General features: G+C 70.8%; 22 protein-coding genes. 16 read left to right on the top strand and 6 right to left on the bottom strand.

Annotated features, from left to right (window positions below; genetic code table 11):
• The first annotated feature begins 112 nt into the window (after positions 1-112).
• The 4 genes from FB563_RS26345 (at position 113) to FB563_RS26330 (ending at position 6,691) form a co-directional block, all read left to right on the top strand.
• Positions 113-1,654, top strand: coding sequence for a DUF4331 domain-containing protein (locus FB563_RS26345; RefSeq protein WP_142218937.1), 1,542 nt, complete (start codon positions 113-115; stop codon positions 1,652-1,654).
• Between the two features lie 92 nt (positions 1,655-1,746).
• Complete coding sequence (locus FB563_RS26340; RefSeq protein WP_244329034.1) at positions 1,747-3,447, top strand: tetratricopeptide repeat protein; 1,701 nt, start codon at positions 1,747-1,749, stop codon at positions 3,445-3,447.
• A complete protein-coding gene (locus FB563_RS26335; protein WP_208766311.1) occupies positions 3,444-5,012 on the top strand; it encodes a HoxN/HupN/NixA family nickel/cobalt transporter in 1,569 nt (522 codons plus the stop codon). Before FB563_RS26340 ends, FB563_RS26335 begins: the two co-directional genes overlap by 4 nt.
• A gap of 62 nt (positions 5,013-5,074) precedes the next feature.
• Positions 5,075-6,691, top strand: a complete 1,617-nt coding sequence (locus FB563_RS26330) for a serine/threonine-protein kinase (protein ID WP_055710038.1) — start codon at positions 5,075-5,077, stop codon at positions 6,689-6,691.
• Between the two features lie 18 nt (positions 6,692-6,709).
• On the opposite strand, the gene FB563_RS26325 is transcribed toward FB563_RS26330, so the two are convergent.
• Complete coding sequence (locus FB563_RS26325; protein WP_055710037.1) at positions 6,710-7,504, bottom strand: SGNH/GDSL hydrolase family protein; 795 nt, start codon at positions 7,502-7,504, stop codon at positions 6,710-6,712.
• Between the two features lie 239 nt (positions 7,505-7,743).
• On the opposite strand from FB563_RS26325, the gene FB563_RS26320 reads away from it, so the two are divergent.
• The 5 genes from FB563_RS26320 to FB563_RS26300 all read left to right on the top strand — a co-directional run bounded on the left by FB563_RS26320 (position 7,744) and on the right by FB563_RS26300 (position 15,101).
• The gene (locus FB563_RS26320; protein WP_107100783.1) at positions 7,744-8,142 is read left to right on the top strand and encodes a hypothetical protein; all 399 of its coding nucleotides are present in this window, start codon (positions 7,744-7,746) and stop codon (positions 8,140-8,142) included.
• Positions 8,143-8,521: 379 nt separating this feature from the next.
• Complete coding sequence (locus tag FB563_RS26315; RefSeq protein WP_055710036.1) at positions 8,522-9,343, top strand: glycosyltransferase family 2 protein; 822 nt, start codon at positions 8,522-8,524, stop codon at positions 9,341-9,343.
• Positions 9,340-10,458 carry a glycosyltransferase family 2 protein gene (locus FB563_RS26310; RefSeq protein ID WP_234358063.1) on the top strand — a complete coding sequence of 373 codons (1,119 nt, stop codon included), beginning with the start codon at positions 9,340-9,342 and terminating at the stop codon, positions 10,456-10,458. The genes FB563_RS26315 and FB563_RS26310 overlap by 4 nt, the downstream gene beginning before the upstream one ends.
• A complete protein-coding gene (locus FB563_RS26305; protein ID WP_055710035.1) occupies positions 10,451-11,251 on the top strand; it encodes a polysaccharide deacetylase family protein in 801 nt (266 codons plus the stop codon). The genes FB563_RS26310 and FB563_RS26305 overlap by 8 nt, the downstream gene beginning before the upstream one ends.
• Complete coding sequence (locus FB563_RS26300) at positions 11,244-15,101, top strand: polysaccharide biosynthesis C-terminal domain-containing protein (protein ID WP_055710034.1); 3,858 nt, start codon at positions 11,244-11,246, stop codon at positions 15,099-15,101. The genes FB563_RS26305 and FB563_RS26300 overlap by 8 nt, the downstream gene beginning before the upstream one ends.
• 16 nt (positions 15,102-15,117) lie before the next feature.
• On the opposite strand, the gene FB563_RS26295 is transcribed toward FB563_RS26300, so the two are convergent.
• Positions 15,118-16,536: a GH39 family glycosyl hydrolase gene (locus FB563_RS26295; protein WP_055710033.1), complete on the bottom strand. Its 1,419-nt coding sequence runs from the start codon at positions 16,534-16,536 to the stop codon at positions 15,118-15,120.
• Between the two features lie 130 nt (positions 16,537-16,666).
• Here FB563_RS26295 and FB563_RS26290 point away from each other — a divergent pair, with 130 nt between their 5' ends.
• Together FB563_RS26290 and FB563_RS26285 are read left to right on the top strand one after the other, a co-directional pair.
• Complete coding sequence (locus tag FB563_RS26290; RefSeq protein ID WP_055710032.1) at positions 16,667-17,776, top strand: DUF5925 domain-containing protein; 1,110 nt, start codon at positions 16,667-16,669, stop codon at positions 17,774-17,776.
• A gap of 15 nt (positions 17,777-17,791) precedes the next feature.
• The gene (locus FB563_RS26285) at positions 17,792-18,562 is read left to right on the top strand and encodes a DUF72 domain-containing protein (RefSeq protein WP_055710031.1); all 771 of its coding nucleotides are present in this window, start codon (positions 17,792-17,794) and stop codon (positions 18,560-18,562) included.
• A 38-nt stretch (positions 18,563-18,600) separates the two neighbouring features.
• Here the strand turns inward: FB563_RS26285 and FB563_RS26280 are convergent, their stop codons facing one another.
• On the bottom strand, positions 18,601-18,969 hold the full coding sequence (locus tag FB563_RS26280; protein WP_055710030.1) for a GntR family transcriptional regulator: 369 nt from the start codon (positions 18,967-18,969) through the stop codon (positions 18,601-18,603).
• A 71-nt stretch (positions 18,970-19,040) separates the two neighbouring features.
• On the opposite strand from FB563_RS26280, the gene FB563_RS26275 reads away from it, so the two are divergent.
• The 3 genes from FB563_RS26275 to FB563_RS44965 all read left to right on the top strand — a co-directional run bounded on the left by FB563_RS26275 (position 19,041) and on the right by FB563_RS44965 (position 20,765).
• On the top strand, positions 19,041-19,970 hold the full coding sequence (locus FB563_RS26275; protein WP_055710029.1) for a GNAT family N-acetyltransferase: 930 nt from the start codon (positions 19,041-19,043) through the stop codon (positions 19,968-19,970).
• Positions 19,951-20,451 carry a ribonuclease FAU-1 family protein gene (locus tag FB563_RS26270; protein ID WP_055710028.1) on the top strand — a complete coding sequence of 167 codons (501 nt, stop codon included), beginning with the start codon at positions 19,951-19,953 and terminating at the stop codon, positions 20,449-20,451. The genes FB563_RS26275 and FB563_RS26270 overlap by 20 nt, the downstream gene beginning before the upstream one ends.
• 179 nt (positions 20,452-20,630) lie before the next feature.
• Complete coding sequence (locus FB563_RS44965) at positions 20,631-20,765, top strand: hypothetical protein (RefSeq protein ID WP_107100781.1); 135 nt, start codon at positions 20,631-20,633, stop codon at positions 20,763-20,765.
• Positions 20,766-20,778: 13 nt separating this feature from the next.
• On the opposite strand, the gene FB563_RS26260 is transcribed toward FB563_RS44965, so the two are convergent.
• Positions 20,779-21,237, bottom strand: a complete 459-nt coding sequence (locus FB563_RS26260) for a GNAT family N-acetyltransferase (protein ID WP_055710027.1) — start codon at positions 21,235-21,237, stop codon at positions 20,779-20,781.
• A 16-nt stretch (positions 21,238-21,253) separates the two neighbouring features.
• Entirely contained in the window at positions 21,254-21,718 is a 465-nt protein-coding gene (locus FB563_RS26255; RefSeq protein ID WP_055710026.1) for an SRPBCC family protein, read from the bottom strand.
• Between the two features lie 46 nt (positions 21,719-21,764).
• Here FB563_RS26255 and FB563_RS26250 point away from each other — a divergent pair, with 46 nt between their 5' ends.
• Entirely contained in the window at positions 21,765-22,388 is a 624-nt protein-coding gene (locus tag FB563_RS26250; protein WP_055710039.1) for a TetR/AcrR family transcriptional regulator, read from the top strand.
• Positions 22,389-22,479: 91 nt separating this feature from the next.
• Positions 22,480-23,291 (top strand): IS5 family transposase gene (locus FB563_RS26245; RefSeq protein ID WP_199833023.1). Its coding sequence is split into 2 segments (ribosomal slippage): positions 22,480-22,830 and positions 22,833-23,291, totalling 810 coding nucleotides; the frame shifts between segments, so codons are not numbered across the junction.
• Between the two features lie 13 nt (positions 23,292-23,304).
• Here the strand turns inward: FB563_RS26245 and FB563_RS26240 are convergent.
• Positions 23,305-26,646 (bottom strand): tetratricopeptide repeat protein, encoded by a 3,342-nt coding sequence (locus FB563_RS26240; RefSeq protein WP_142218936.1) that lies wholly within the window; start codon positions 26,644-26,646, stop codon positions 23,305-23,307.
• Positions 26,647-26,648 lie beyond the last annotated feature (2 nt).

Here is a 26,648-nt window from a genome sequence, read left to right as displayed (position 1 = left end):
AAAACGCGGGTCACGAGGTGCCCAAAACTTTTTCTCCGCCGACCAATCCGATCGGTGCTTCCGCTCCGTATACCCGTCCGTCAAAGGCAAGTCGGCACTGAGGACGGACGGCATGACACCTCTCTTCTCCAGGAGCGGGACGGGACGCACCGGTGTGGTCACGCTCATCTGCGGCGCGCTGGCCGCCGGAGGGCTCACCGCCGCCGGCGCCGCCGCGCTGGCACCGGGGGCGGCCTCCGCCTCCTCCCACCGGGAGGCCCCGCTGATCTCGGGGACCCCGCAGTACGACAACACCGACCTGTACGCGTTCGTCAGCCCGGACAAGCCCGACACCACGACGATCGTGGCGAACTGGATCCCGTTCGAGGAGCCCGCGGGCGGGCCGAACTTCTACACGTTCGCCGACGACGCGCAGTACGACCTGCACATCGACAGCAACGGTGACGCGCGGGACGACATGGTCTTCCGCTACACCTTCAAGACGCATACGAAGAACGGGAACACGTTCCTCTACAACACCGGCCCGGTCACCAGCCTCGACGACCCCGACCTCAACATCACGCAGACGTACGACATCGATCTGCTCCGGCTCAAGAACGACCACGTGATGTCGAGGACGCGGCTCGCGGACAACGTGCCGGTGGCGCCCTCGGACGTCGGCAAGGCGTCCATGCCGGACTACGGCAAGCTGCGCGCGCAGGCCGTCTACAAGACGCCGGGGGGTGCCGCGACCTTCGCCGGACAGGCGGACGACCCGTTCTTCGCGGACCTGCGCGTCTTCGACCTGCTCTACGGCGGCAACCTCAGCGAGGTCGGCCGGGACACCCTCAAGGGCTACAACGTCAACACCATCGCCCTGCAGGTGCCCAACGACCTGATCCGCGAGTCGGCCGGGCAGCCGATCGTCGGCATCTGGTCCACCACCCAGCGCCGCAACGCGCAGGGGTACTACACCCAGGTCTCGCGCCTGGGCAACCCGCTGGTCAACGAGGTCGTCAACCCGCAGAAGGACAAGGACAGGTTCAACGCCTCCCAGCCCGCGTACGACGCCCAGTTCCTGAAGAACGTCACCAACCCCGAGCTCCCGAAGCTCATCGAGTCGATCTACAAGATCAAGGCCCCCAGCGAGCCCCGCAACGACCTGGTCGACGTCTTCCTGAAGGGCGTCAAGGGCCTCAACCAGCCCCCGAACGTGCGCGCTTCGGAGGAACTGCGCCTGAACACCTCCGTCAAGCCGGCCATGCACCCCAAGCGTCTCGGCGTGCTCGATGGCGACAACGCGGGCTTCCCGAACGGGCGCCGGCTCACCGATGACGTGATCGACGAGGCGTTGCAGGTCGTCGAGGGCGAACTGGTCGGCTCGAAGAACGACTTGGGCGACGCGGTGGACAAGAACGACAAGGGCTTCGAGAAGTACTTCCCGTACGTCGCCGAGCCCACCTCCGGCTCGCGCGGCCCGCTCGCCAAGGGCACGACCGCGGGCACGGACGTGCGCAGCCAGCTGGGTGACGCCCTGCAACCGGCCGGGTCCTCCGCCGGCGGCTCGGACAACACCGTGCTGATCGCCGCGTCGGCGGCGTCGGGCGCTGCCGGGATCCTGCTCCTCGGCACCGCCGTCGGCTGGTGGCGCCGGCGCATCCGGCGCCCCTACTGATCCCCACCCACCCCATACCGGCGCGGCCCGTACCTTCCCCTCCCCCACGGCGGGCCGCGCCTCCCTTACGACAGACGGACGCAGGAGACGGCATGGGCCCGCGCGGACAGGACGAGGACATGGACGGGCAGAAGGACAGCGGCGGGCCGACGACGGGCGGCGGGCCGGCGGCGGGCGGCGGGCCAGCGGCGGGCGGCGGGCCAGCGGCGGGCGGCGGGCCGACACTGGCCACCGCGCCGACGGTGGCAACCGAACCGACACCGGCAGCCGGGCCCACGGTGGCAACCGAACCGACACCGGCCACCGCGCCGACGGTGGCAACCGAACCGACACCGGCAACCGGCCCGACGGTGGCAACCGAGCCGGTACTGGCAGCCGGCCCGACGGTGGCGGCCGAAGAACCCTCGGAATCGGCCTCGGACGTCGGCCCCGACCAGCGGGTGGCCGCCGTTCGGCGGTTCGCTGCTGCGGGGCGGCGCTGGCGGACCGCGCAACTCGCCGGCTGCGCCGCTCTGCTGGCCGTCGCGCTGACCGGCGGGGCCATCGCCCTCGGGGCCGGCCCGGCGCCCGCCACCGTGCCGGCCGCCTCCACCGCCGTGGACCCCGGCGCGCTCGGCGGCGGTGACCTGGACGCGGGCATCGCCACCCTCCAGGCGCACCTGCGCACCCAGCCGAAGGACTCCGGGAGCTGGGCCACGCTGGGCCTGGCCTACGTCGAGCAGGCGCGGACCAAGGGCGACCCCTCCCGGTACCCGCAGGCGGACAAGGCGCTGCGGCGGTCCCTCGCGCTGGCCCCGGGCAACGACCAGGCGCTGGCCGGCCAGGCCGCCCTCGCCGCCGCCCGGCACGACTTCAAGGACGCCCTGACCTACGCGGACCGGGCGCTGCGGCAGAACCCGTACAGCGAGCGCGCGCTGTCCTCACGGGTCGACGCCCTGGTCGAACTCGGCCAGTACGCCCAGGCGTCGAAGGCCGCCGGGACCGCCGACGCGCGCAAGCCGGGAGTGCCGGTCTTCACACGGTACGCGTATGTGCACGAACTACGGGGTGACGTGGCGACCGCACGCCGGGTCCTCGAACAGGCGCTGGCGGGTGCCACGTCACCCGGCGACACCGCGTACGTGGCCGCCCAGCTCGGCCAACTTGCCTGGAACCAGGGCGACTACAGGACAGCCCTCACCTACTACGCCCGTGCTCTCGCCGCCGACGACACCTATCTGCCGGCGCTGGAGGGCCGGGCCAGGGCGCAGGCGGCGAGCGGCGACCGCGCATCGGCGATCAAGGGGATGGAGACGGTGGTGTCCAGGTATCCGCTGCCGGGCCCGCTCGTCGAACTGGGCGAGCTGTACGAGGCGCGGGGCGCGGCCGGCGACCGGGCCAGGGCGCGACGGCAGTACGCCCTCGTGGACGCGTGGATCGCGCTGGCCCGGGCCAACGGCGTCAACGCCGACCTGGACACCGCGCTGGCCGCCGCCGACCACGGCGACAAGGCGGCCGCCCTGCGCGCGGCGCGCGCCGAATGGGCCCGCCGGCACACCGTGCACACCGCGGACGCGCTGGCCTGGGCGCTGCACGCGAACGGCCGGGACGCCGAGGCGCTGCCGTACGCCCGCCGGGCCACCGCCACCGGATACCGCAACGCCGCCTTCCTCTACCACCGCGGCATGATCGAGCTGGCCACGGGCCACCGCGCGGCCGGCCGTGCCTCCCTCACCTCGGCCCTGCGCCTGAACCCCGGCTTCTCCCCGCTCGGCGCGGCCGAGGCCCGCAAGGCCCTGGGGGCGGCGAAGTGAAACTGCGTCCCTCGTCCCTGCGCCTGCCCCTCCTGTTCCTCGCCGGGTGCGCGCTCGCGCTGCTGCCGGCCGGCACGGCGAGCGCCCATCCGCTCGGGAACTTCACCGTCAACCGCTACGACGGCCTGGTCGCCGCTCCCGGACAGCTCCGCGTCGACCATGTGGAGGACCTCGCCGAGATCCCGGCCACCCAGGCCGGGCCCGACCTCGAGCGGCTGGGCACGGGCGAGTGGGCCCGGCAGCGGTGTGCGCGGGCCGCCGAGGACAGCAGGCTCACCGTGGACGGCCGTACGGCCCCCCTGACCGCCGCCGGCGCCACGGCGCGGCTGCGTCCCGGCCAGGCCGGGCTGCACACCCTCCGTGTGGAGTGCCGGCTGACCGCCCCGCTCCCCCGGGGCGCCACCGTGACCCTGGGCTTCCACAGCGCGGGGACCGGCGGCGGACCCGGCTGGCGGGAGATCACCGCGCGCGGCGACCGTATGACACTCACCGCGACGGACGTGCCGAAGACGTCGGTGTCGCACGAACTGACCGTGTACCCCAAGGACTTGCTGTCCTCCCCGGCCGACACCACCGCCGCCTCCGTGCGGCTGCGCCCCGGCGGGCCGGCCCTCGCGGAGGAGCGGCAGGCGGCGCCGGGGGCGGCGATCCTGCCGCGGGGCGCCGACCGCTGGACCCGGGCGCTGGACGACCTGGTGGCCCGGCACGACCTCACCGTCGGCTTCGGCGTCCTCGCGCTGCTCGTCGCGGTCGTCCTGGGCGCGCTGCACGCGCTCGCGCCGGGCCACGGCAAGACCCTGATGGCCGCGGCGGCGGCGGCCCGCGGGGGCCGGGCGAGGCTCCGGGACGTCCTGCCGCTGGCCGCCTCGGTCACCGTGACCCACACCCTCGGCGTGGTCGCCCTGGGCCTGCTCGTCACGGCCGGTTCCGCGGCCACGCCCTCGGTGATCGCCTGGCTGGGAGTCGCGGGCGGGGCGCTGGTCCTGCTGGCGGGCGCGGGCCTCGTACGGAGGGTGTGGTCGGCCCGCCATCACCAGCCCGCGCTCCATGGGGAGCACAGCCATGGTGAGCACACACATGGAGGACACGCCCACAGTCACGACCACTCCAGTGATGCCCACGCCCATGAAGGGCACGCCCACAGCCACGGGAACCACACCCACGACGACGGCGGCCATACGCACACCCATGGCGGCCACACCCATACCCACCCCACCGCCCCCACCCTCCGCGGCACGATCCTGCTGGGGTTCGCCGGGGGCCTGGTGCCCAGTCCCTCCGCCGTGGTGGTGCTCGTCGGTGCCGCCGCCCTCGGGAAGGCCTGGTTCGGGCTGCTGCTCGTCGTGGCCTACGGCGCCGGGCTCGCGCTGACGCTCACCGCGGCCGGGTTCGCGGTGGTGCGGCTGGGTTCGGGGGTGAGCCGGGTGCTGGAGCGGCGGCCGCGCTGGACCGCCCACCCGGTGGCCGGGCTGGTGCGCCGTTGCGTGCCGCTCGCCTCCGCGCTGATCGTCATGGCGCTGGGTGCCGGATTGGTGGTCAAAGGGGCCGCATCCGCGCTCGGCTGAGCTAACTTGAGGTGACATCACGCGACGGAGAGACATCACCGCGACTTGCCTTGGGGGCGCCCGTGTCCGAAGAGCCGGGCCGCGAACGTGTGATCGCGGGCCGCTACCGTCTGCTGTCCCCGCTGGGCGAGGGCGGCATGGGCACCGTGTGGCGCGCCCGGGACGAGGTGCTGCACCGCGAGGTGGCCGTCAAGGAGGTACGGGCCCCGGCCGGGCTGCCCGCCTCCGACGTGGAGCGGATGTACGCGCGCCTGGAGCGGGAGGCGTGGGCGGCGGCGCGGGTCGCGAACCGCAATGTGGTCACGGTGTACGACGTGGCTCTGGAGGGCGGCCGGCCGTGGATCGTGATGGAGCTGGTGCGCGGGCTGTCGCTGGCCGACCAGCTGGAGGCGGAGGGTCCGCTGTCGCCGCAGCGGGCCGCGCACATCGGCGCCGAGGTGCTGTCCGCGCTGCGCGCGGCGCACGCCGCCGGGGTGCTGCACCGGGACGTGAAGCCGGCCAATGTGCTGCTCGCGAACGACGGGCGGGTGGTGCTGACCGATTTCGGGATCGCCTCGGTCGAGGGCAGCTCCGCGCTGACCATGACCGGCGAGGTGATCGGCTCGCCCGAATTCCTCGCTCCGGAGCGGGCGTTGGGGCGGACCCCGGGGCCCGAGTCGGACCTGTGGTCGCTGGGGGTGCTGCTGTACGCGGCGGTGGAGGGCGTCTCACCGTTCCGGTACGACACCCCGATCAGCACCCTGCGGGCCGTGGTGGACGAGGAGTTGCCGCCGCCGCACCGGGCCGGTCCGCTGGCCGAGGTCATCGAGGGGCTGCTGCGCAAGGACCCCGCCGAGCGGCTCGGCGCCGAACGGGCGGAACACGAGCTGCGGATCGTCGCGGCCGGGGGAACGCCCCGGGCGGCCACGCTGCCGGTGCCGCCGTACACCGCCCCGACGGTCGCGGCCCCGCACCCACAGCTCTCCCCCACGCCGCCGCTGCCCGTGTCCGGCACTCCGGCACCCACGACGTCCATGGCGCCCGACGGGCCGCAGCGCACCCGCCGGGCGGGCGCGGTACTGGTGGCGGGCCTGCTCGTGCTGGCGCTCGCGCTGGCGGGGCTGACGTACGCGCTGCTGAACCGTCACCACGGCGGCGGTCAGCAGAACGCGGGCGGCGGCACCCGGGTGACCGGCGGCGCGCGGACGCCGACCGCGCACGGCAGCACGGACGCGGGCACGTCGTCGCCGCCGCCGTCGAGCGGCAGCACGTCGTCGGACACACAGCCGGCGCAGTCCGTGGATGTCACGGTGGCCGGCGCGCACACGACGTACTCGGGGAGTTGTCCGCCGCCCGCCGCGCAGACGCCCTCGTTCACGGCGACGTTCACGGTGGGGCGGCTGCCCGCGCAGGTGGAGTACCGCTGGGTGACGACCCGCGGATCCGTGTCCGACCCGGGGTGGCACACGCTGTCGTTCCCGGAGGGAGGCGGGAAGACCCGGCAGGTGCGGGTGACCCTGACGGTGTACCGCGGCAGCGGGACGACCGAGGATCGGATCAAGGTGAAGGTGCGTGCTCCGGTGCAGACCACGTCGGACGCGGTCCCGTTCTCGGTGAGCTGCAAGACGGCCACGGCGACGGAGACCCCGTCGGGCGGGGCCTCCGCATCGGCATCGGGCTCGCCGTCGAGTTCACCCTGAGGGGCGAGCCCGTTCGGGTCACGCGTTGTTCGTGAACACCGGCAGATAGCCGCCCGAGTGACCGGCGGCGGTGGGGTGGTACGACTCGCCGATGTCGAGCCAGTTGACGCTGTGCAGCCACGAGTCGCCGGAGCAGATCTCGTGGGTGGAGAAGGCGGTGCGGACGTCGCCGAAGACGAAGCCGTGGGCCTGGGCGCGCTTCTGGATGGCGGCGTCGATGTAGTCGGCCGCGCCGTTGATCGCGGACCGCTTGGTGTCGGAGAGCCCGAGGCAGGTCTGGCCGAGCAGGTAGAAGCGGGGATAGCCGAGCACGACCACCCGGGCGCCGGGGGCCTTGGCGCTGATCGCGTTGTAGACGGTGTCCAGCTTGCCGGGGAGCGTGGAGTCGACGTACGCCTTGGCCGTGTTGATCCGGTCGATGCAGGCGCTGTCGGACTGGATCACACAGGTCGTCATGACGTCGGAGAAGCCGGCGTCGTTCCCGCCGATGGTGAGGGACACCAGTGAGGTGGAGGAGTTCAGCGAGCCGAGCTGGTTCGCCATGACGTCGTCCGTCGTGGCGCCCGAGCAGGCGTTGAAGGCGAACGAGGACGGGCTGTGGGCGGCGTTCCACAGGTACGGGTACGCCTTGGTGCTGCGATCGCAGGAGCCGCTGGAGCTGATGTAGCTGCCCGCGCCGACTCCGGAGGAGTAGGAGTCGCCGAGGGCCACATAGCCTCCGGTGGCGGCGGCCGCATGGCCGGCGCCGGTGAGACCGAGGCCGGCGGCGAGGAGGAGCGAGGTCACGAATCCGGTAAGTCGGGAACGTCTCATGGAACCTCCCTTTAGCAGGATCTCTGCCACAACTGTCGTAGCAACTACGCGTGTTGACGGGAAGTGTCCATGCCAAGACTTTTGGGGTCTCAACAGGATCAACGCGAAACGTTCACCGCTCACCTATTACATGGACATGGAGCCCTGTTGACGGTTCGACAATTGCCGTCTTGACGGCCCCCCATGGACTGCGCCACATTGAAGCCCGGCATCCGGCACGTCGGGGGGCAAAGTCGGCCATGCAGACCATCCACACCAAGACATCTTCATTGCCGCTGCTCGCGGGGGCCGCGACCGCCGTGGCACTGACCGGCGCGCTGCTCGCTCTCGCCGACTCCGACTCTCCACTGCGCGGCCCGTGCAGCCTGCTCTTCCTGCTCGCGGCGCCGGCCACGGCGCTCGCCGCGGCGTTGCGCGGGCTGGATCCCTTCGGCCGCGCGCTGTGCGCCCTTGCGGGCTCGGTCGTCGTCAACATGCTGATCGCCCAAGGCATGCTCGCGGTGCACCGCTGGTCGGTCCGCGGCGGGGTGATCGCGGTGACCGTGCTGAGCCTGCTGCTTCTGCTCCTGGTCGTGATCCGGGAACAGATTTCCGGAAAACGCACACAACAGCGAGCAACACCGGCCAAAGTTGTGTAACGGCCAAACCAACAAAACTGTGAGGCAGTCCCCCAGGGGTTGCCTTTCGGGTTCAATCGTCAATACCGTCGTACATCTCACCCGCACCGGCACGTCGGCACACGGCTCCAGGGGAGGGCTCAGGGCCGCGGCGTCCACCGGCGCGGGGCGCGGTAGGGGGGTGCCGTGCTCGGTGACCGCAACTGTGACCGAGTCGTGCCGCGCGACCGGCTGCCGTTCTTCTCCGGCGGACCGGCCACTTTGCCAGCTCATCGGCGTGCACAGAGACCGATTGGGAGATCGGTGTTCCGTGCCGAAGATGAGAACCCCCCTTTCGAACCGGACAAAGAGCCGGGCCGCCCGGGGGTGGGCGGTCCACCGGACGAGAGGGAAAAGACTCATGAGTTCCGTCCTGCGCCCGCCCAGTGCCGGGCAAGATCCTTTAATCGCCACGCACTACCGGCCGATCTCCTCCCACCTGGCGATCACTCCGCCGGTGAGCGTGGTGATTCCCGCCATGAATGAGGCGGAGAATCTGCCCTACGTCTTCAAGACACTCCCGGACTGGATACACGAAGTCGTCCTGGTGGACGGCAATTCCACGGACGACACCGTCGAGGTGGCCCGTTCCCTGTGGCCGGACGTCAAGGTCGTCGAACAGCACGGCAGGGGCAAGGGCGATGCCCTGATCACCGGGTTCGAGGCGTGCAGCGGCGACATCATCGTGATGGTCGACGCGGACGGCTCGGCCGACGGCGGCGAGATCGTCAGTTACGTCTCCGCGCTGGTCTCCGGCGCCGACTTCGCCAAGGGCTCGCGCTTCGCCAACGGCGGCGGCACCGACGACATGACCTTCATCCGCAAGCTCGGCAACCGGGCCCTGTGCGCGGTGGTCAACCGCAAGTTCGGCGCGCGCTACACCGATCTGTGCTACGGCTACAACGCGTTCTGGCGGCACTGCCTGGACAAGATCGACCTCGACTGCACCGGCTTCGAGGTCGAGACGCTGATGAACATCAGAGTGGTCAAGGCCGGTCTGAAGGTCCAGGAGATCCCGAGCCACGAGTACCTGCGCATCCACGGCACCAGCAACCTGCGGGCCGTGCGCGACGGGTTCCGGGTGCTCAAGGTCATCCTCAAGGAACGCTCCAACCGGCGCGAGCTGCGCCGCCAGGAACACCACTCGCCGATGCTCGACGCGGTCCGGGGAGAGGTGTCTTGAGAGATCCCGGCATCTCCGTCGTGATCTGCGTGTACACCGAGGACCGCTGGGAGGACATCCTCGCGGCGGTCTCCTCGGTGCGCGCGCAGTCGTATCCGGCGCTGGAGACGCTCCTGGTCGTGGACCACAACCCGGCCCTGAAGGACCGGCTGGAGCGCGAGTACAAGCAGAGCGCGGACGTCCGGGTGCTGGCCAACGCGGGCCCGCGCGGCCTGTCCGCCGGCCGCAACACCGGCATCGCCGCCTGCCACGGCGAGGTCATCGCCTTCCTGGACGACGACGCCGTGGCCGAACGCGACTGGCTGCGCCGCTTCGCCGAGGGCTACGCCGATCCGCGGGTCATGGCGGTCGGCGGCCGCACGGTGCCCGTCTGGGCCTCGGGCCGGCGGCCGGCCTGGTTCCCGGAGGAGTTCGACTGGGTGGTGGGCTGCACCTACAAGGGGCTGCCGCCGGGCCGGGTCCGGGTCCGCAACGTCCTGGGCGGAAACGCCTCCTTCCGGCGTACGGCGTTCGAGGCGGCGGGCGGCTTCGCGACCGGCATCGGCCGTGACGGCGACCGGCGCCCCCTCGGCTGCGAGGAGACGGAGCTGTGCATCCGCCTCACCCGGGCCCGCCCCGACGCCGTGCTGCTCATCGACGACCGCGCGGTGATCCACCACCGGGTCCCCGAACCCCGTGAGCACTTCGCCTACTTCCGCACCCGCACCTACGCCGAGGGCCTGTCCAAGGCGCTGGTCGCGAGGAGCGTCGGCGCGGACAAGGGCCTGGAGTCCGAACGCCGGTACACCACCAGGGTGCTGCCCGCCGGGGTCGCTCGTGGCCTGCGGGACGCCCTGCTCGCCCGGCCGGGCGGCGCCGGACGCGCTGGCGCGATCGTCGCCGGGGTGCTGAGCGCCGCCGGCGGCTATGCGGTGGGGACCCTGAAGGCACGCCGGAACGGTACGGCTTTCTCGTCGGCGCCGGTCCAGCAGGTCGGCCGGCGGCCCACGGGCAGCGCCGAGGCGGCCCCGGTCGGCGGTGGACCGACCGGCGACCGGGACGTAGCGGCCGACGCCGACGCCATCGAGCGCGCCGGACACGGCGGCGAACGGCACCAAGGGGGCACCGATGGCTGACACTCCCGTACCGATCCTGATGTACCACTCCGTGGCCACCGCCCCCAACGACGCCACCCGTGCCCTGTCGGTCGCGCCGGAGGCGTTCACGGAGCAGATGGCGCTCATCGGCGACCTGGGGCTGACCCCGGTCACCACCGCCGAGCTCGCGGACCGCTGGCGCTCCGGCCGCCCGCTGCCCGCCCGGCCGGTGCTGATCACCTTCGACGACGGCTACGAGGGCGTGCACCGGCACGCCCTGCCCGTCCTCGCCAAGCACGGCTTCCCGGCCACCCTGTTCGTCTCCACCGGCTGGATCAGGGGCGCGTACGACACCGGGGGCGGCCTGGACGCCATGCTCGACTGGCGGCAGGTGCGCGAACTGACCGCCGCCGGGGTCGAGATCGGCGGGCACAGCCACACCCACCCGCAGCTCGACCAGCTGGGCGACGAAGCCCTGCGCACGGATCTGGCCCGCTGCACACGGATCCTCACCGACGAACTCGGTGCCCGGCCGGTGTCGTTCGCCTACCCCTACGGCTACTCCGACCGCAGGGTCCGCCGGGCCGTGCGCGAGGACGGCTACGTCCAGGCCCTCGCCGTCGGCAACGCCCTCGCCCGCCGCCGCCAGGGGCCGTACGCGCTGCAACGGGTCACGGTCCGGCGCTCCACCGGCGTGGAGGAGTTCGAGCGGCTGCTGCACGGCCGGGCCGTCGCCCGCACCTTCGCCAGGGACCGCGCCCTCACCAAGGGCTACGCCCTCGTCCGCAGAGCACGTCAGGTCCGCCGGAAGGCCATCCGTTCCCGTGTCTGACACGACGACCACGACCGAGTCCACGACGACCGACGCACAGGCGCCCGAGAGGTCCGGGCGCCGTCTCCGGCTGCCCCGGACGGGCCGGTCCCCCGGCGGCAGCCCGCTGTTCCGCAACGCCTACGCGCTGATGCTCAACACCGGCATCTCCGCCGTCCTCGGGCTCGGCTTCTGGCTGGCCGCGGCACGCTACTACTCCGAGGACGCGGTCGGGCAGGGGTCGGCCGCCATCGCCGCGATGAAGTTCCTCGCCGGCCTGACCGCGGTCACCCTGACCGGCGCCCTGGCCCGCTTCATCCCGGTGGCCGGCAGACGCACCGGGCGGCTCATCTTCAGCACGTACGCGGGCAGTTCGCTGCTGGTGGCGGTGGCCGCCGGGGTGTTCCTGCTGACCCTGGACACCTGGGGGCCGTCGTACCGGTTCCTGCACGGGACGGTCAACGGGCTCGGCTTCATCCTGGCCGTCATCGCCTGGAACGTGCTCACCCTGCAGGACGGTGTGCTGACCGGACTGCGCAGCGCGACCTGGGTGCCGGTGGGCAACACGGTGTTCTCGGCCGTGAAGCTGGCCCTGCTCGTCGCGTTCGCCACCGCCCTCGCGACCACCGGAGTCTTCGTCTCCTGGGTGGCCGCGATCGCCACCTCGGCGGTGCCGCTGGGGTGGCTGGTGTTCCGGCGCCTGGTGCCCCGGCACGTCGAGGCGACCGAGGGACACGCCGGACCGCCGACACTGAAGCAGGTCGGCAGGTTCCTGGCCGGGGACTACACCGGTTCGCTGTTCTCGCTCGCGGTGATCTACCTCGTCCCGGTGATCGTCGCCTCCCAGGTCAGCTCCGCCGAGAACGCCTACTTCTACATCGCCACCACCATCGGCGGCACCACCGACCTGCTCGCCATCAACATGGGCGCGTCCCTCACGGTCGAGGGCTCGCACGACCCGGGACGGCTGGCCGGCTACACCCGCGCCGCACTGAAGCGGATGGCCCGCATCATGCTGCCGATCGCGGCCCTGTGGATCATCGGCGCGCCCTGGATCCTCGGCGTGTTCGGCTCGGGCTACGCGCACGCGGCGACCCCGCTGCTGCGCTGGCTCGCGGTCGGCTCGGTGCTGCGGGTCGTGATCGAGACCTACTTCGCGGTGCTGCGCGCGCGCAGCCGCACCGCCGGACTCGCCTGGCTCCAGGGCCTGCTGTGCGTGCTGGTGCTGGGCCTGACCCTGCTGCTCCTGCCCCGGATGGGGCTGACCGGCGCGGGTGTCGCCGAGGCCGCCAGCCTCGCGGTGATCGCCGCGATCGCCGCGCCGAGGCTGTGGCGGACGGTCCGGACGGCGACCGACGCCGTGCCCGACACGGCTCCGCCCGACGGGGACCTCGCCGACCTGGGCACACGAGAGGTCCCGGCTTCCGCCCCGGCGCGCCGGCACAGCCCGGCCTGGGCGCTGGACTCCGACACCCTCGCCCTCGGCATCCATGTCGACTTCGACCATGTGGAGCGCCGCCCGGACGTCCGCCCGGGCCCCGGCACCCCGCCCGCCGGCACGCCGGTGCCGCCACGGGCGCTTCCGGTGGGCCGTCCGGTGGGGCTTCCGGTGGAAGAGCGAGAGCCCGGCAGCGAGGCCTCGCTGGGCCCGGCCGAGGCCGAACTGCTGAGGGAGGCGGAGGCGGCGGAGGTCGACGCGCCGTTCACCGAGGAGGAGTTGGCGGTGTCCCTCGGGAAAATGGACTCCGTGGTGGAGAGCGACGCGCCCCTTCCGCAGGAGCCCGTACCGGACGGACCCGAGGCCGAGGGGCCCGCGCCCGAGGAGCCGCGGGCTCCCGTGCCGCTTGGGCAGCGGCTGCTGCCCACCCGTACCGGTGTCGTCCTCGGCTGTCTGCTGATCGCCGCGCTGCTGCTGTACTGGGTGCCCGCGCTGCGGCTCGGCGAGGCCGATCTGGACCGGATGGGCGGGCTCGGGCTGGTCTCCGTGCTGCCGCTGCCGACCCTCGTCGGAGCGGCCCTGCTGGTCACCGTCTTCGCCGCGCTGCTGTGGCTGCGCCGCGAGCACCGGGCGCTGCTGCTGCTCACGCTGGTGGCGACGGTCGTCTCGCTGCACGCGCTGCCCGCGGTGATCGAGACCGAGCCGCGGTTCCCGACGGCCTGGCAGCACCTCGGGTTCATCGACTACATCGACCGCACCGGGTCCGCCGTACCGGACCTGGACGCCCGCTGGAGCTGGCCCGGCTTCTTCGCGGTGGCCGCGTTCGTCGGCCGGGCCTGCGGGGTCACCGACTTCACCGAGGTCATCCGCTGGTGGCCGACCGCCGTCCAACTCGCCTACCTGGCGCCGATGTTCCTGATCACACGGTCGCTGCGGGCGAGCTGGCGGGCGAAGTGGACCGGCGTCTGGCTGTTCGTGCTGTGCGGCTGGGTCGGTCAGGACTACTTCTCCCCGCAGGGCTTCACCTACCTGCTGTACCTGATGTTCGTGGCGATCCTGCTGGTCTGGTTCCGCCCGCCGCGCGTCATCTGGACGAAGTTCCGCCCGGGCGAGGCGGAGGTGGAGCCGGCGGACCGACGCCAGCGGGCCGTCCTGCTCCTGGTGCTGATCGGCCTGTACGCGGCGAGCGTCCCCGCCCACCAGCTCACCCCGTTCGTCATGCTCGGCGTGCTCGCCGCCCTCGTCCTGCTCGGCCGGTCCGAACTGCGCGGCCTGCCGCTGCTGTTCGCGGTGGTCGTCGCCGTCTGGGTCGGCTTCATGGCCGAGCCGTACTGGTCCGGGCACTTCAACGACCTGTTCGGCGGGGTCGGCGGAGTCGGCAGCAACGTCTCGACCTCCGTCTCCGGCCGGATCCAGGGCGGCAGCTCGACCCACAAGCTGGTGCTGTACACCCGGGTGCTGCTGGCCGGCTCGGTCATGGCCTTCGCCTGCTGGGGCTGGTGGCGCCGGCGCTTCCACCGCTACCGCGAGCGTTCCCTGCTGGTGCTCACCTTCGTGCCGTTCCTCGGCTTCGGCATGCAGTCGTACGGCGGTGAGATGGCGCTGCGCGTCTTCATGTTCGCGGTGCCGGGCGCGGCCCTGCTCGGCGCGCTCGCCCTGTTCCCGCGCACCGGCGTCACGGCGAAGGAGCGCGAGAAGGACCGGGTGAGCCTCGCGCCGCTGGCCGCGCTGCTGGCCGGGCTGCTGCTGATGGGCGGCTTCCTGGTGGCCCGCTGGGGCAACGAGCCGTTCGAGCGCACCCGGCCCGGCGAGGTCGCGGCCATGAACTGGGTGTACGCCCACGACAAGCCCACCCTGCGGCTGCTGTGGCTGACCCAGGACACGGTGAACGACGTGACCCCGGCCATGCCGTGGGGATCGAAGGACATGGAACGGGTGAACTATGTGCCGACCCTGGCGCCGACCGACCCGGTGCTGGTCTCGGGCCTGGTCAAGGCGCTCAAGGACGCCGGCCCGAACTCGTACCTGATGATCAACAAGAGCCAGGTCACCTATCTGCAGCTGGACGCGGGCTACGCCACGGCCTGGGGGCCGCGGCTGATCGAGAACCTGGACAACCGGCAGGAGCTGACGAAGGTCCTGGTCAACGACGACGTCACCGTGTTCGCCCTGCGCAAGCAGCCGGCGGGCGCGGTACCGAGGCCGAAGCCCGGGCCGATCGGGCCACAGGTCACCTGGACCCCGTGGTCGGTGATCGGCGCCCTGTCCGCCGTGGTCCTGATGCTGCTGCTCGCCGCGCGGGAGGTCGTACGGGTCGCGGTCGGGCCCGGCGTACGTCAACTGCGGCTGCTCCAGGGCACGTTCTGGTTCGCGCTGCCGCTGCTGGCGGTGGTGCTGGCCTCGCTGGTGCAGCGGTTCCTGACCATGAAGTGAGGGCGGCTCGGCCGGATCAGCGGTCGAGCCACTTCACCTCGTACGGCCGCATGTCGAACCGCTTGCCGTCCACCTGGGCGCTGATCGTCCGGTTCCGCGTGTTGACGACGAGGACGGTTTTGGCACTGGCCAGGACCTTGACGACCGGCACGTCGTCGGCCGCGACCTGGACCGTCTCGTACGTGGTGCCGGGCGGGAACGCCCTGGCGAACCGGGACACCAGGTCGTACATGGGAAGCGCCTGGCCCCCGCCGCCGCCGTCGGTGGGCGTCCACAGACAGCCGGCGCAGCCGGTGCCGGTCTTCTCCTCCGGGTTCCAGTAGAAGCCGGACTCCGCGCCGCCCTTGACCATGGCGATCATCCCGGTGGCCTGGACGGCGACCCGGTGCGGCTCGGTCCAGCCCTTGCGGTCGTCGTTGCCGTCGCCGGGCTCCACGTAGTACTCGGCCCACCACAGGGGAAGCCCGTGGGTCTGCCGGCGTACCCACTCGCTGACCGCCGTCAGCTTGTCGGTGGCCGCGAACTCGTCGGGCAGCAGGTCGTCGTCGCGGGTGTAGCTGGAGCCGTCGACCACGGTGAAGTCGGCGCCCGCCTTGTGCGCGTTCCAGTAGGAGAAGGCGTCGAGCACCCGCTGGTCCATGGCGCCCCAGGGACCCTTCAGCGCGCCGGAGGCGTTCTGGTCGCGCGGATCGACGCTGTCCATCACCAGGTACGGCCCGCCGACCATGATGTCCTTGTCGACCTTCTTCAGCGCCCGGTACACGAGGTTGTACAGCTTCGTGTAACCCTCGTAGTCCCAGCGGGACCGGGCGTCGTTCCAGAAGCCCTTGAACTCGTTCCAGACGATGAAGTGCTTCACGTCCGGGTAGCGGCGGGCCACGGTGGCGGCGAGGTCGGCGAAGTCCTGGTAGTGGTCGGGCGTGGGCGCCGTCTCCAGGGCCGCCTGGCTCCAGTTCGTGTTGTCCACCCCGGCACTGCCGCCCTTCATCCAGTCCGGGGAGCAGCACAGGGTGATCACCGGGGTGCCGCGGGAGGCGCGCACGAAGTCGACACGGCGGTCCAGCGCGCCGAAGTCGTAGTGGCCCTTGACCGGTTCGGGGTTGTCGGCGCCCCAGCCCATGATGTGCTGGTTCTGCGCCAGCCCGGCGTTCTGCCCGAGCAGTTTCCCCACGCGCGCGGTCGCCGCCCCGGCACCCTCGTCGGCGCTGTACTGGGTGTGCGTGAAGCCCCAGCCGACGTACGGCTCCGGTTTCGCGCTCGGGCTCGCGGGGCTGCCGTGCACCGTGTCGCCGTCGCGTATGGTGCCGGCCGTGCTGGGCCCGCCGGACAGCGTGCCGAACAGGGTCACCGCCAGGGCCAGCACGGCGGCGCCCACTCCGAGCAGGGCGGTGAGCCGCCACCGCCGAGTATCCGATTCCCACCCATGACGTCCCATCGGGGACAACAGTAACGGCGGAACCGACGGCTCGGGCAGGTCTTGGAAACACTGGGCGCTGTCCGGGAACACCCGGGACAAGCGGTGGAAATGCCGTGCGCGGAGCGCACCCTTGCCGGATCATGGCCGCATGTCTGCGAACCCACACGACGCTCTGCCGATCCGGCTCCACGTCGACGACTCCGACTCGCCCTCCGACGTCGTCGACGCGCTGTTCCTCGGCCGCTTCGCGACGGGCGAGCAGCCGTACTCGCACGCGGCGAACATCGACCGCGTCCGGTCCGGCGCGACCCTGCTGCCCGACGGCGCCCGGGTGCTCCGGCTCGCCCGGGACGACGACCGCAGCGCCACCCTCGCCGAGGGCGACGGCTGGACCCTGCTGGTCTCCCGCTGGAACCGCGGCGCGGACGTCACGGTGACCGCGACCAGCGCGGAACTGGCCAAGAAGGTCCTCGACCAGGCCACGGACGGCGCCGCCGACGAGCCCGAGCCACAGCCCGAGAACGTCACCATGGGCTTCTGGTACGTCTCCCCCCGGCGCGGCCCGCACCGCACCACCCGGCAGATCTCCGCGGGCACCTGGGACGAGGTCCGGCCCAACTACACGGCACCCGTGGCGGAGGCGATGGACCGCCTGATGGGGACGACCCCGGAGGACATCGCGGGCCGTCTGCTCCTCCTGCACGGCCCTCCGGGCACCGGCAAGACCTCGGCGCTGCGCACCCTGGCCCGCTCCTGGCGCGACTGGTGCCAGGTCGACTGCGTGCTGGATCCCGAGCGCCTGTTCTCCGACGTCGGCTATCTGATGGACATCGCGATCGGCGAGGAGGACTCGGCGGGCAAGGGCCGCTGGCGTCTGCTGCTGCTGGAGGACTGCGACGAGCTGATCCGCGGCGAGGCCAAGCACACGGCGGGCCAGGCCCTGTCCCGGCTGCTGAACCTCACCGACGGCCTGCTCGGACAGGGCCGCAACGTCCTGGTCGGCGTCACCACCAACGAGGACCTGGAGCGCCTGCATCCGGCCGTGGTCCGCCCCGGCCGCTGTCTGGCCCGCATCGAGGTGGGCAAGCTGACCCACCGGGAGGCGGTGGACTGGCTCGGCGGTGAGGCCCCCGGCCGGGAGGATGCCATCGGCCGGGACGGGGCGACGCTGGCCGAGCTGTACGCGCTGCGCCGGGGCACGGCACCGACCTCGGTGCCGGGGGCACGGGACGGCGCGGACGCGGGTCTGTACCTGTAGTGCTTTGATGGTGCTGTGACCTGGTTCGTCGGCACCTCCGGGTGGCAGTACAAGGACTGGCGGGACCTCGTCTATCCGGCCGGGGTCCCGGCGCGGCTGTGGCTTGAGGAGTACACACGCCTCTTCGCGACGGTGGAGGTCAACAACGCGTTCTACCGTCTTCCCTCGCGTGAGAACTTCGAGGCGTGGCGGGACCGGGTGCCGGAGGACTTCGTGGTCGCGGTCAAGGCCAGCCGCTATCTGACCCACATCAAGCGCCTGAAGGATCCCGAGGAGCCGGTCGACCGCCTGATGAGCCACGCGGCCGGCCTCGGCGACCGCCTGGGTCCCGTCCTCCTCCAGCTCCCCCCGACCCTGCGCGCCGACCCCATGCTGCTGGACGCCTGCCTGGCCTGCTTCCCGTCCGGTACGCGGGTCGCGGTCGAGCCGCGCCACGACTCCTGGTGGACGCCCGAGGTGCGGGACGTCCTGTCGGCCCGTGGCGCGGCCCTGTGCTGGGCGGACGTCCTGGCCCGCCCGGTCACCCCGCTGTGGCGCACCACCGACTGGGGCTACGTCCGCTTCCACCAGGGCCGGGCCCGCCCCTGGCCGCGCTACGGCAAGCGGTCCCTGGAGACATGGGTCGACCGCATCGCGACGACATGGGAGCAGGCGGCGGACGTGTACGCGTACTTCAACAACGATCCGGGGGGTGCGGCGGTGCGGGACGCGGTGACGTTCGGGAGAGCGGCGGGACGGGCTGGGCTGACGGTGACACGGGTCCCGGAACCTGCCGAAGTCCGGTGACCGCCGCCGGCCGCCTCCGCCCGAAACCCGCGAACCCCCTACTCCCCGTAAGCCGCCCGCAGGGCATCGCGCACGGCGGCCAGCGCCTCGGACTCCCCCAGCCCCAGCCTCCGCACCCGCTCCACATACGCCTGAGCGGCCAGGGAGGCCTCACGCTCCGCGGCCGAGCCGGCGGCGGCCACGAACGTTCCGTTGCGTCCCCGCGTCTCGATCACCCCGTCGCTCTCCAGCGCCCGGTACGCCTTGGCCACCGTGTTCACCGCGAGGCCCAGGGACTCGGCCAGCCCCCGCACGGTCGGCAACCGGTATCCCACCGGCAGTGCCCCGGACCGCGCCTGCTCGGAAATCTGCGCCCGCACCTGCTCGTACGGGGGCGCGCTGTCATCGATGCGGATCTTCAGGCTCACGGGCCGATTGTCCCGTACCCGGCGGAAAATAAGAGGCATCCCCGGTACGCCTGCGCCTACCGTGCCTGCCCATGACAGTGATCGTGCGCGACCTGCGCCCCGCCGACCGATCCGATGTCGAGGCCTTCGCCCGGGTACGGCATCTCGCCCTGCCCTACATCCTGTGGCCCCCGGACGCCATCCTCCACCACCTCACCCGTACACCGCCCGAGGCCCGGTTCAGATCCCTGGTCGCGGAGGAGGACGGCGAGGTCATCGGCACCGCGCAGGTGGCCCTCGCGCACGACAGCCCGGAGCCGGGTCACGGGCTGCTCAACATCTATGTGCGCCCGGACCGGACGCGGCGCGGCGCGGGCGGCCTGCTGGTCCGTGCGGCCGAGGAGCACCTGGCCCGACACGGGGCGACGAAGCTGTTCGCCTGGCTGCTGGACGAGCCGGCCAACCGGGCCTTCGCCGAACGGCGCGGCTACGGGCCCGGGCGGTCCGCCCATTTCCTGCGCCTGGATCTGGCCCGGACCGCGCTGCCGCCCCTGCCGGCTCCCCCGGCCGGCGTCGACGTGCGTACGGCCGCCGACTTCGTGGCCGACCCGCGCCCGTTGTTCGAGCTGGACGCGGAGACGACGGCGGACGAACCGAGTGACGTGGACACGGAGTTCACCGACTACCAGGCCTGGATCGAGGAGACCTGGGAGCACCCGCTGCTCAACCGTGAGCTGACCACCGTCGTGCTGGCCGACGGCCGGCCCGCCGCCTTCAGCGTGGCCTACACCGACGGCGGTTCCCGGTACGGCACCGCCATGACCGGCACCGCGCGGGCGTACCGCGGGCGGGGGCTGGCCAAGCTCGCCAAGGTCCACGCACTGCACCGCGCCCGCGCCGCCGGCTGCACGGAGGCGCTCACGGGCAACGACACCGGCAACGGCCCGATGCTCGCGGTCAACGCATGGCTCGGATACGAGATCTGCGCCACGGAGGTGCGCTATGTCCGCGAACTCGGCTGAACCGACGGCCCGGTTGGAGATCGTCCTGGTCAAGGCGGGCCGGACGAAGATCCGTTACCCGGCCGGGCTGCTCCGGGACGACGGCACCCGCATCGCCGTACGCGCGCCCTGGGCGGGCTCCGGCGTCCGCGACTTCGGCTTCGTCCGCTTCGAGGCGGGCGACGTCTTCACCGAGTACTACTGGCGGAACCGCTGGTACTCGGTGAAGGAGGTGCGCGCCGCCGACGGCACCCTGAAGGGCTGGTACTGCGACATCACCCGGCCGGCCGTCCGCACCGACGGCGAACTGGTCGTGGAGGACCTCGACCTGGACCTGTGGCGCTCCGCCGACGGCGCGGACGTACGGCGGCTGGACGAGGACGAGTTCGCCGAGAGCGGCCTGACGGAGACGGACCCGGAGGCCGCGTCCGCCGCCGTGGCCGCCCTGGACGAACTGGAGCGGCTGGCCCGCACCGGTGGCTTCGAAGGGTTGCTGGTCTGACACGCTCGGTCAGCTTGGCACCCCTTCGAGTACGCACCGCAACCGTGCCCTCACGCGTGCTCGTCGTACCCGAAGAGTGACAGCCGCCACTGACAACCCGGCTCCGATGAGGAACTCTCGCCAAAAGCGTCTACCACCGTGACAACGCGGAAACCCGGTAGGCACTGAAGGAGGCAGCCATGCGCCGCGTCACCGTGCAGAAGCCCCTGAAGAAGACGGACAGCCGCCGGCTCCGCGACGAGGCGGAGGACCGCCCCGCGGGACGACCCGAGGTGCGCAAGGACATCGCGCGCACCTGGTGGCCCGACGGCTGACCCGCCGCGGCCGTCACTCCAGCCGCTTGCGGTAGTGGATCCGGTCGTAGGGCCCGTCGACACGGCGTTCCACGACCTCGTATCCGTACTTCGGATAGATCTTCTGGTTCTCCCACATCAACGCGTTCGTGTAGAGCCTGATCTCGCCGAGACCCAGCTGACGCGCGCGTGCGTCGACGAAGTGCAGGAGCCGCCGTCCGACGCCCCGGCCGTGGGCGTCGGGATGGACGGCGATGCTGTCCAGGAAGAGGTGGCCGGCGAACGCCTCGACCACGACCAGTCCGTCGACGGGTTCCCCGGTGACGAACACCTTGCCGGCGGCCACGTTCGCGGCGTGGTCCGCCTCCATGGGCTGCGGCACCACACCGATGCGCTCGATGTAGTGGTGGTAGGCCGCGTCCGTCACCGCCTTGACGGCCGGCACCTCCTCGGCGACGGCCGGCCGCACACGCTCCGGGTTCTCTTCGATCATGGACGCACGCTATCCGTCAGGATCCGGTGGTGCGGACGTGGTGAGCCAGTTCGGTGGCCAGGCGCCGCATGACCGTGCGATTGGCGCGCCGCATGGCGGTCCGCACGACGGGGGCGAGCAGCCGGTCGGCCAGCGGGGCGCGGGCCCAGGTGTAGGTGAACGAGACACGGCTCCCGCCCGCGGGCAGGGGGGCGATGACGTAGGTGCCATGGGCCTGGCGGCGGCCGGCCGCGCTGACGTTGCGTTCGACGATCCGTCGCGGCGCCTCGGCCTCGACCACCTCGATGGTGACGTCGGTCCGCACACCGCCCAGTGCGGCGGTGACCGCGGCACCTGAGCCGACACCCCGGCGGGGGCCGCTGTAACGCCAGCCGGTCAGGTAGTGGTCGGTGAACCGCTCGTGGTGAGCCATGACATCGAGGAAGTCGTAGACCTGCTCGGGCGTCTGTGCCACGTCGATCGACACGGTGACAGGCTTCATGTACCACACGGTACATGTGGCCTGTACCGATGGGTACACTCGCGTCGTGTCACACACGGGCGACCCGGATCCCGAGGGCGAGGCCGGGCAGGGCGAAGCCGGGCAGGGCGCGGACCGGGACCGGCGCGCGCGCCTGGTGGACGCGGCTGTCGACCACGTCGCGGCGCACGGCATCGCGGATCTGAGCCTGCGCCGCCTCGGCGCCGCGATCGGCGTCAGCCACCGCATGCTGATCCACTACTTCGGCTCCAGGGAACAGCTGCTCGTGGAGATCGTCCGGGCGTCGGAGCGGCGCCGGCGTGAGCTGCTGTCCCGGCTCCACCTGGAGCCCGGACTCTCGCCCGCCGATGTCGCGCGGCTGCTGTGGCGGCAGCTGACGGACCCTCGGCTGGCCGGTCAGGAGCGGCTCTTCTTCGAGATCTGCGGACACGCGCTGCGCGGCCGTCCCGAGGCCGTCCCGGTCCTCGAAGGGCTCGTGTCGGACTGGCTGGAGCCGCTCGTGGCCGCCGAGACCGGCGCGGGGGCGGATCCCGTCACGGCCCGGCACCGCGCCAGGCTGGGACTCGCCACCGTCCGCGGTCTGCTGCTCGACCTGCTCGCCACCGGCGACCGGGCCGGGGTCAACGCGGCGATGGAGGAGTTCCTGCGCCTGTACTACGGCCCGCAGTGACGAAGTCACCGGGAGTGGGCAGCATGAGCCCCCGGTTAGTCCGGCCTTACAGCCCATTTCGTTTGGTGTGATCTTGCGGGATGCTGGCGGGATGGCGAGTGAGCTTGTCGAGCGGTTGGTGCCGGACCGTTTGCGGGAGTTGTTCCAGCGGGTTGCGCCGCCGGCTCCGACCCGCCCGCAGGGTGGTGGTCGGCGTCGAAGCCATGGAGATCGCGAAGTCTTGGCCGCCATCGTGTTCGTGGCCACGTCAGGCTGCACGTGGAACCAGCTCCCTCCCGGGTTCGGCCCGTCTGGGGTGACCGCGTTCAGGCGGTTCACCGAGTGGTCCGAGGCTCGTGTGTGGGCCAAGCCCCATCGCCTGGTGCTCGACGAACTGGGTGGTCAGGGCGAGTTGGACTGGTCGCGGTGCGCGATTGACTCCGTCAGTGTCCGCGCGGTCAAAGGGGGACACTGACGGGACCGAATCCGACCGACCGCGGTAAGACCGGATCGAAAATCCACCTCATCGTCGACCGGAACGGGCTACCCCTCTCAATCGGCACCTCCGGCGCCAACCTGCACGACAGCCAGGCCCTCGAGCCCCTCGTCCGCGGGATACCGCCCATCCGCTCCCGACGCGGACCCCGCAGACGACGCCCGACCAAACTCCACGGCGACAAGGGATACGACTACTCTCACCTGCGGCGATGGTTACGCACGCAGGGCATCATCCCTCGCATGGCCCGACGCGGAGTCGAGAGCTCCCAACATCTGGGCCGACACCGGTGGGTCGTCGAACGCTCCATCGCCTGGCTCAGCGGATGCCGACGGCTACACCGCCGCTACGAACGCAAGGCCAGCCACTTCCTGGCCTTCACCGCCCTGGCAGCCACACTCATCTGCTACCGCAGACTGCCCAAATGAAATGGCCAGGTATCTAGACGCCATTGTCTGCGCTTGCACGTGACTGATCCGCTTTTTGCGTTGCGCCAGCTGTGTCATAGGCGCTCGCCGAACGCAGCCAGGTCTCCCTTACCACCGTGGGAGTGGAGCCAGCTAGATCGAGGCTTTTCGCCAGCTCGCCAAAAGCCACTCCAGTATTTGTGAAGTCCCCTAAGTGCTCCAGCATCTCTGCCGCACGCCGGCCAGTGGCCACGGCTTCGTCATAGCGATGGAGACCTCGGAAAACCGCTCCGGTGTTGTTCCAAACGACGGCTTGGCCCTGGTTGTTACCAGTCTGCTCGTAGAGGGTGCGAGCAGTGGTGTGAGCAGCGAGAGCCTCGTCGTAACGGTGCAGCTCCCGCAACACTTCACCAGCGTTGTCCCAAGCGGCGGCCTGGCCATCCACGTCGCCAGTCTGCTCATAGAGGGCGCGAGCAGTGGTGTGAGCAGCGAGAGCCTCGTCGTAACGGTGCAGCTCCCGCAACACTTCACCAGCGTTGTCCCAAGCGGCGGCCTGGCCATCCACGTCGCCAGTCTGCTCATAGAGGGCGCGAGCAGTGGTGTGAGCAGCGAGAGCCTCGTCGTAACGGTGCAGCTCCCGCAACACTTCACCAGCGTTGTCCCAAGCGGCGGCCTGGCCATCCACGTCGCCAGTCTGCTCATAGAGGGCGCGAGCAGTGGTGTGAGCAGCGAGAGCCTCGTCATAACGGTGCAACTCCCGCAACACTTCACCAGCGTTGTCACTGACGATGGCCTCGCCATCAGTATTACCAGCCTTCTCACAGAGAGTGCGAGAAGTGGCGTAAGCAACGAGAGCCTCGCCGTAACGGTGCAGCTTCCGCAATGCGTTGCCGGTGCCGTTCCAGACGGCAGCCTGACCGTCAGTGTTTCCAGTCTCCTCGAAGAGGGTGCGAGCAGTGGTGTGAGCAGCGAGAGCCTCGTCATAACGGTGCACGAGCCTCAGAGTGTTGCCGACATTGCCCCAGACCCCTGCCTGGCTGTCAGTGTCGCCGGCCTGCTCGTAGAGGGTGCGAGCGGTGGTGTGAGCAGCGAGAGCCTCGTCGTAACGGTGCAGATCCTGCAATGCATCACCAGTATTGTTCCAGGCGATGGCTTGACCGCGAACGTAGCCAATCTGCTCGTAGAGAGTGCGAGAAGTGGCGTAAGCAGCGAGAGCCTCGTCGTAACGGTGCAGCGACTCCAGAGTGTTGCCGATATCGCCCCAAGCTGTAGCTTGGCCACGAATGTAGCCGGTCTGCTCGCTGAGGGTGCGAGCAGTGGTGTGAGCAGCGAGAGCCTCGTCGTAACGGTGCAGATCCCGCAATGCACCACCAGTGCTGCCCCAGGAGACGACTTGGCCATGAATGTAGCCGGTCTGCTCGCTGAGGGTGCGAGCGGTGGTGTGAGCAGCGAGAGCCTCGTCGTAACGGTGCAGGCACCTCAGAGTGGTGCCAGTGCTGTCCCAGGCGGCGGCCTGGCCACGCGCATCGCCGGTCTGCTGGTAGAAGGCGCGAGCAGTGGCCTGAGCAGAGAGAGCCTCATCGTAACGGTGCAGCGACTCCAGGGTGTAGCCGGTGTTGCACCAGGAGATGGCCTGACCCTCAGTATTTCCAGTCTGCTCGTAGAGGGCGCGAGCGGTGGTGTGAGCAGCGAGAGCCTCGTCGTAACGGTGTAGCTGCCGCAATGCATCACCAGTGCTGTCCCAGGCGGCGGCCTGGCCACGCGCATCGCCGGTCTGCTCGAAGAGGGTGCGAGCAGTGGTGTGAGCAGCGAGAGCCTCGTCGTAACGGTGCAGCGACTCCAGAGTGTTGCCAACGTTGCCCCAGGCCCCTGCCTGGCCGACAGTGTCGCCGGCCTGCTCGAAGAGGGACAGCGCGGTGGTGTGAGCGGAGAGCGCCTCGTCGTAGCGATGTAGGGAATCCAAGGCATAGCCAAGGTTGCCCCACGCGCCGGGTTCATTGCGACGATCTTTCAGGGCGCGAAGCGAGTCCAAATTTAGTGCGCTTACCACCAAAGCGTCATAATGACGCTCACGATACTTCAGATATTCAGTGAGGGCAAAACAGAGGCGAGCGGAGTTTTCGGAAGGAGCCTCGAAATGCGCCATCGCGATGAGGTTGGCGCGCTCACCATCCATCCATCGCAACGCCTCTTCCCGGCCATCGAATTCTACAGAAGGCTGCAGCTGGCCGGAGAAATCAGTGTGAGTTCTTGCGCTTTCTGCCCATTTGACATAATAGTCGGCGAGGCGTTGACGCGCTTGGCCGAATTTACGGCGGGCGGTGCGATTATTTTCCAGATGTCTTTGAGTTTGTTCTTGAGCGTAGTCGCGGAGGAGGTCGTGCATTTGCCATCGGCCTCGGGTGGTGCTGCGGCTGATGAGGTGTGCGGCGGCAAGTTGGCCAAGCTGGTTGTCAATCGCCGCTTCGGGGTGGTGGGTAAGGGCTGCTGCCGCCGGAGTGGAGATGTCGGGGCCAGTGTTCAGGGACAGCATGCGGAAGAGATCCTGCTGCTGAGGGAGGAGGCTGTCGAGGGTCTGGTCGAACACGGCGCGCAGGTCGCGTTCGCCGTCGTTGATGCTGTCCAGTCGCCCCTCACCGGCAGTGAGGCGTTCAGCGCGTTCGGCGAGAGGCTGGCCCGGGTCTTGCACGAGGAGCGCAGCGACGATCTGCAAGGCCAGAGGCAGGCATCCGCAGGCCATTGCCACCCGCTCGGCAGCTTCCCGATCCTCTTCAACGCGCTGGTCGTCGGGGTTCGCTTCGCGCAGGGCCAGGTCCAGCAGGGCGACTGCGTCCTCGGGCTGGAGCTGGTGCAGGGACCTCGGCCGTCCGATCCCAGGCAGGTATTTGCGGGAGGTGGCGATCAGGCCGTGTGGTGCGGGGGGCAGGAGAGGCCTGACCTGGGCTGCGCTGGAGGCATTGTCGGCGATCACAAGAAGCCGCTCCCCCTTCCGGCCACGATCGGCGAGGTGGGAGCGGTAGAACACCTCTCGGTCAGGTGCAGTGGGGGGGATGTGCTTGGGCTGTACCCCCAGCCGGCGCATGAGCGCATCCAGCGACTGCTCCGGCTGGGCCGGCTGGGGATCGTAGCCGCGCAGATCCACCAGAAGTACGCCGGTGAACCACCCTCGTTTCAAGACCTCGTGACCGACGGCGTGAGCGAGGGTCGTCTTGCCAACTCCGCCCATGCCTGCGACCACAGCCACAGGGCGTCCGACACCAGAATCGGGGTCGAACAGGTCCACTAGCGGCGCCAGGTCCTCGTCCCGGCCCATGAACTCCGGCGGCAAGTCCGGCAGAGCGTCGAGCGCGGACGGCGCCGGTGCGTACTGCTGCACGA

Origin of the sequence: Streptomyces puniciscabiei (genome assembly GCF_006715785.1) — a bacterium.
Lineage (GTDB): Bacteria > Actinomycetota > Actinomycetes > Streptomycetales > Streptomycetaceae > Streptomyces > Streptomyces puniciscabiei.
Note: the sequence above shows the minus strand (reverse complement) of the source record. Positions and strands in the feature narration are given on the sequence as shown.

Coding starts and splice junctions, on each gene's coding strand:
- FB563_RS26305 (WP_055710035.1), top strand. CDS start 10,451: ATGGCTGACACTCCCGTACCGATCCTGATGTACCACTCCGTGGCCACC.
- FB563_RS26315 (WP_055710036.1), top strand. CDS start 8,522: ATGAGTTCCGTCCTGCGCCCGCCCAGTGCCGGGCAAGATCCTTTAATC.
- FB563_RS26340 (WP_244329034.1), top strand. CDS start 1,747: ATGGGCCCGCGCGGACAGGACGAGGACATGGACGGGCAGAAGGACAGC.
- FB563_RS26320 (WP_107100783.1), top strand. CDS start 7,744: ATGCAGACCATCCACACCAAGACATCTTCATTGCCGCTGCTCGCGGGG.
- FB563_RS26295 (WP_055710033.1), bottom strand. CDS start 16,536: ATGGGACGTCATGGGTGGGAATCGGATACTCGGCGGTGGCGGCTCACC.
- FB563_RS26290 (WP_055710032.1), top strand. CDS start 16,667: ATGTCTGCGAACCCACACGACGCTCTGCCGATCCGGCTCCACGTCGAC.
- FB563_RS26345 (WP_142218937.1), top strand. CDS start 113: ATGACACCTCTCTTCTCCAGGAGCGGGACGGGACGCACCGGTGTGGTC.
- FB563_RS26275 (WP_055710029.1), top strand. CDS start 19,041: ATGACAGTGATCGTGCGCGACCTGCGCCCCGCCGACCGATCCGATGTC.
- FB563_RS44965 (WP_107100781.1), top strand. CDS start 20,631: ATGCGCCGCGTCACCGTGCAGAAGCCCCTGAAGAAGACGGACAGCCGC.
- FB563_RS26270 (WP_055710028.1), top strand. CDS start 19,951: ATGTCCGCGAACTCGGCTGAACCGACGGCCCGGTTGGAGATCGTCCTG.
- FB563_RS26260 (WP_055710027.1), bottom strand. CDS start 21,237: ATGATCGAAGAGAACCCGGAGCGTGTGCGGCCGGCCGTCGCCGAGGAG.
- FB563_RS26255 (WP_055710026.1), bottom strand. CDS start 21,718: ATGAAGCCTGTCACCGTGTCGATCGACGTGGCACAGACGCCCGAGCAG.
- FB563_RS26325 (WP_055710037.1), bottom strand. CDS start 7,504: ATGAGACGTTCCCGACTTACCGGATTCGTGACCTCGCTCCTCCTCGCC.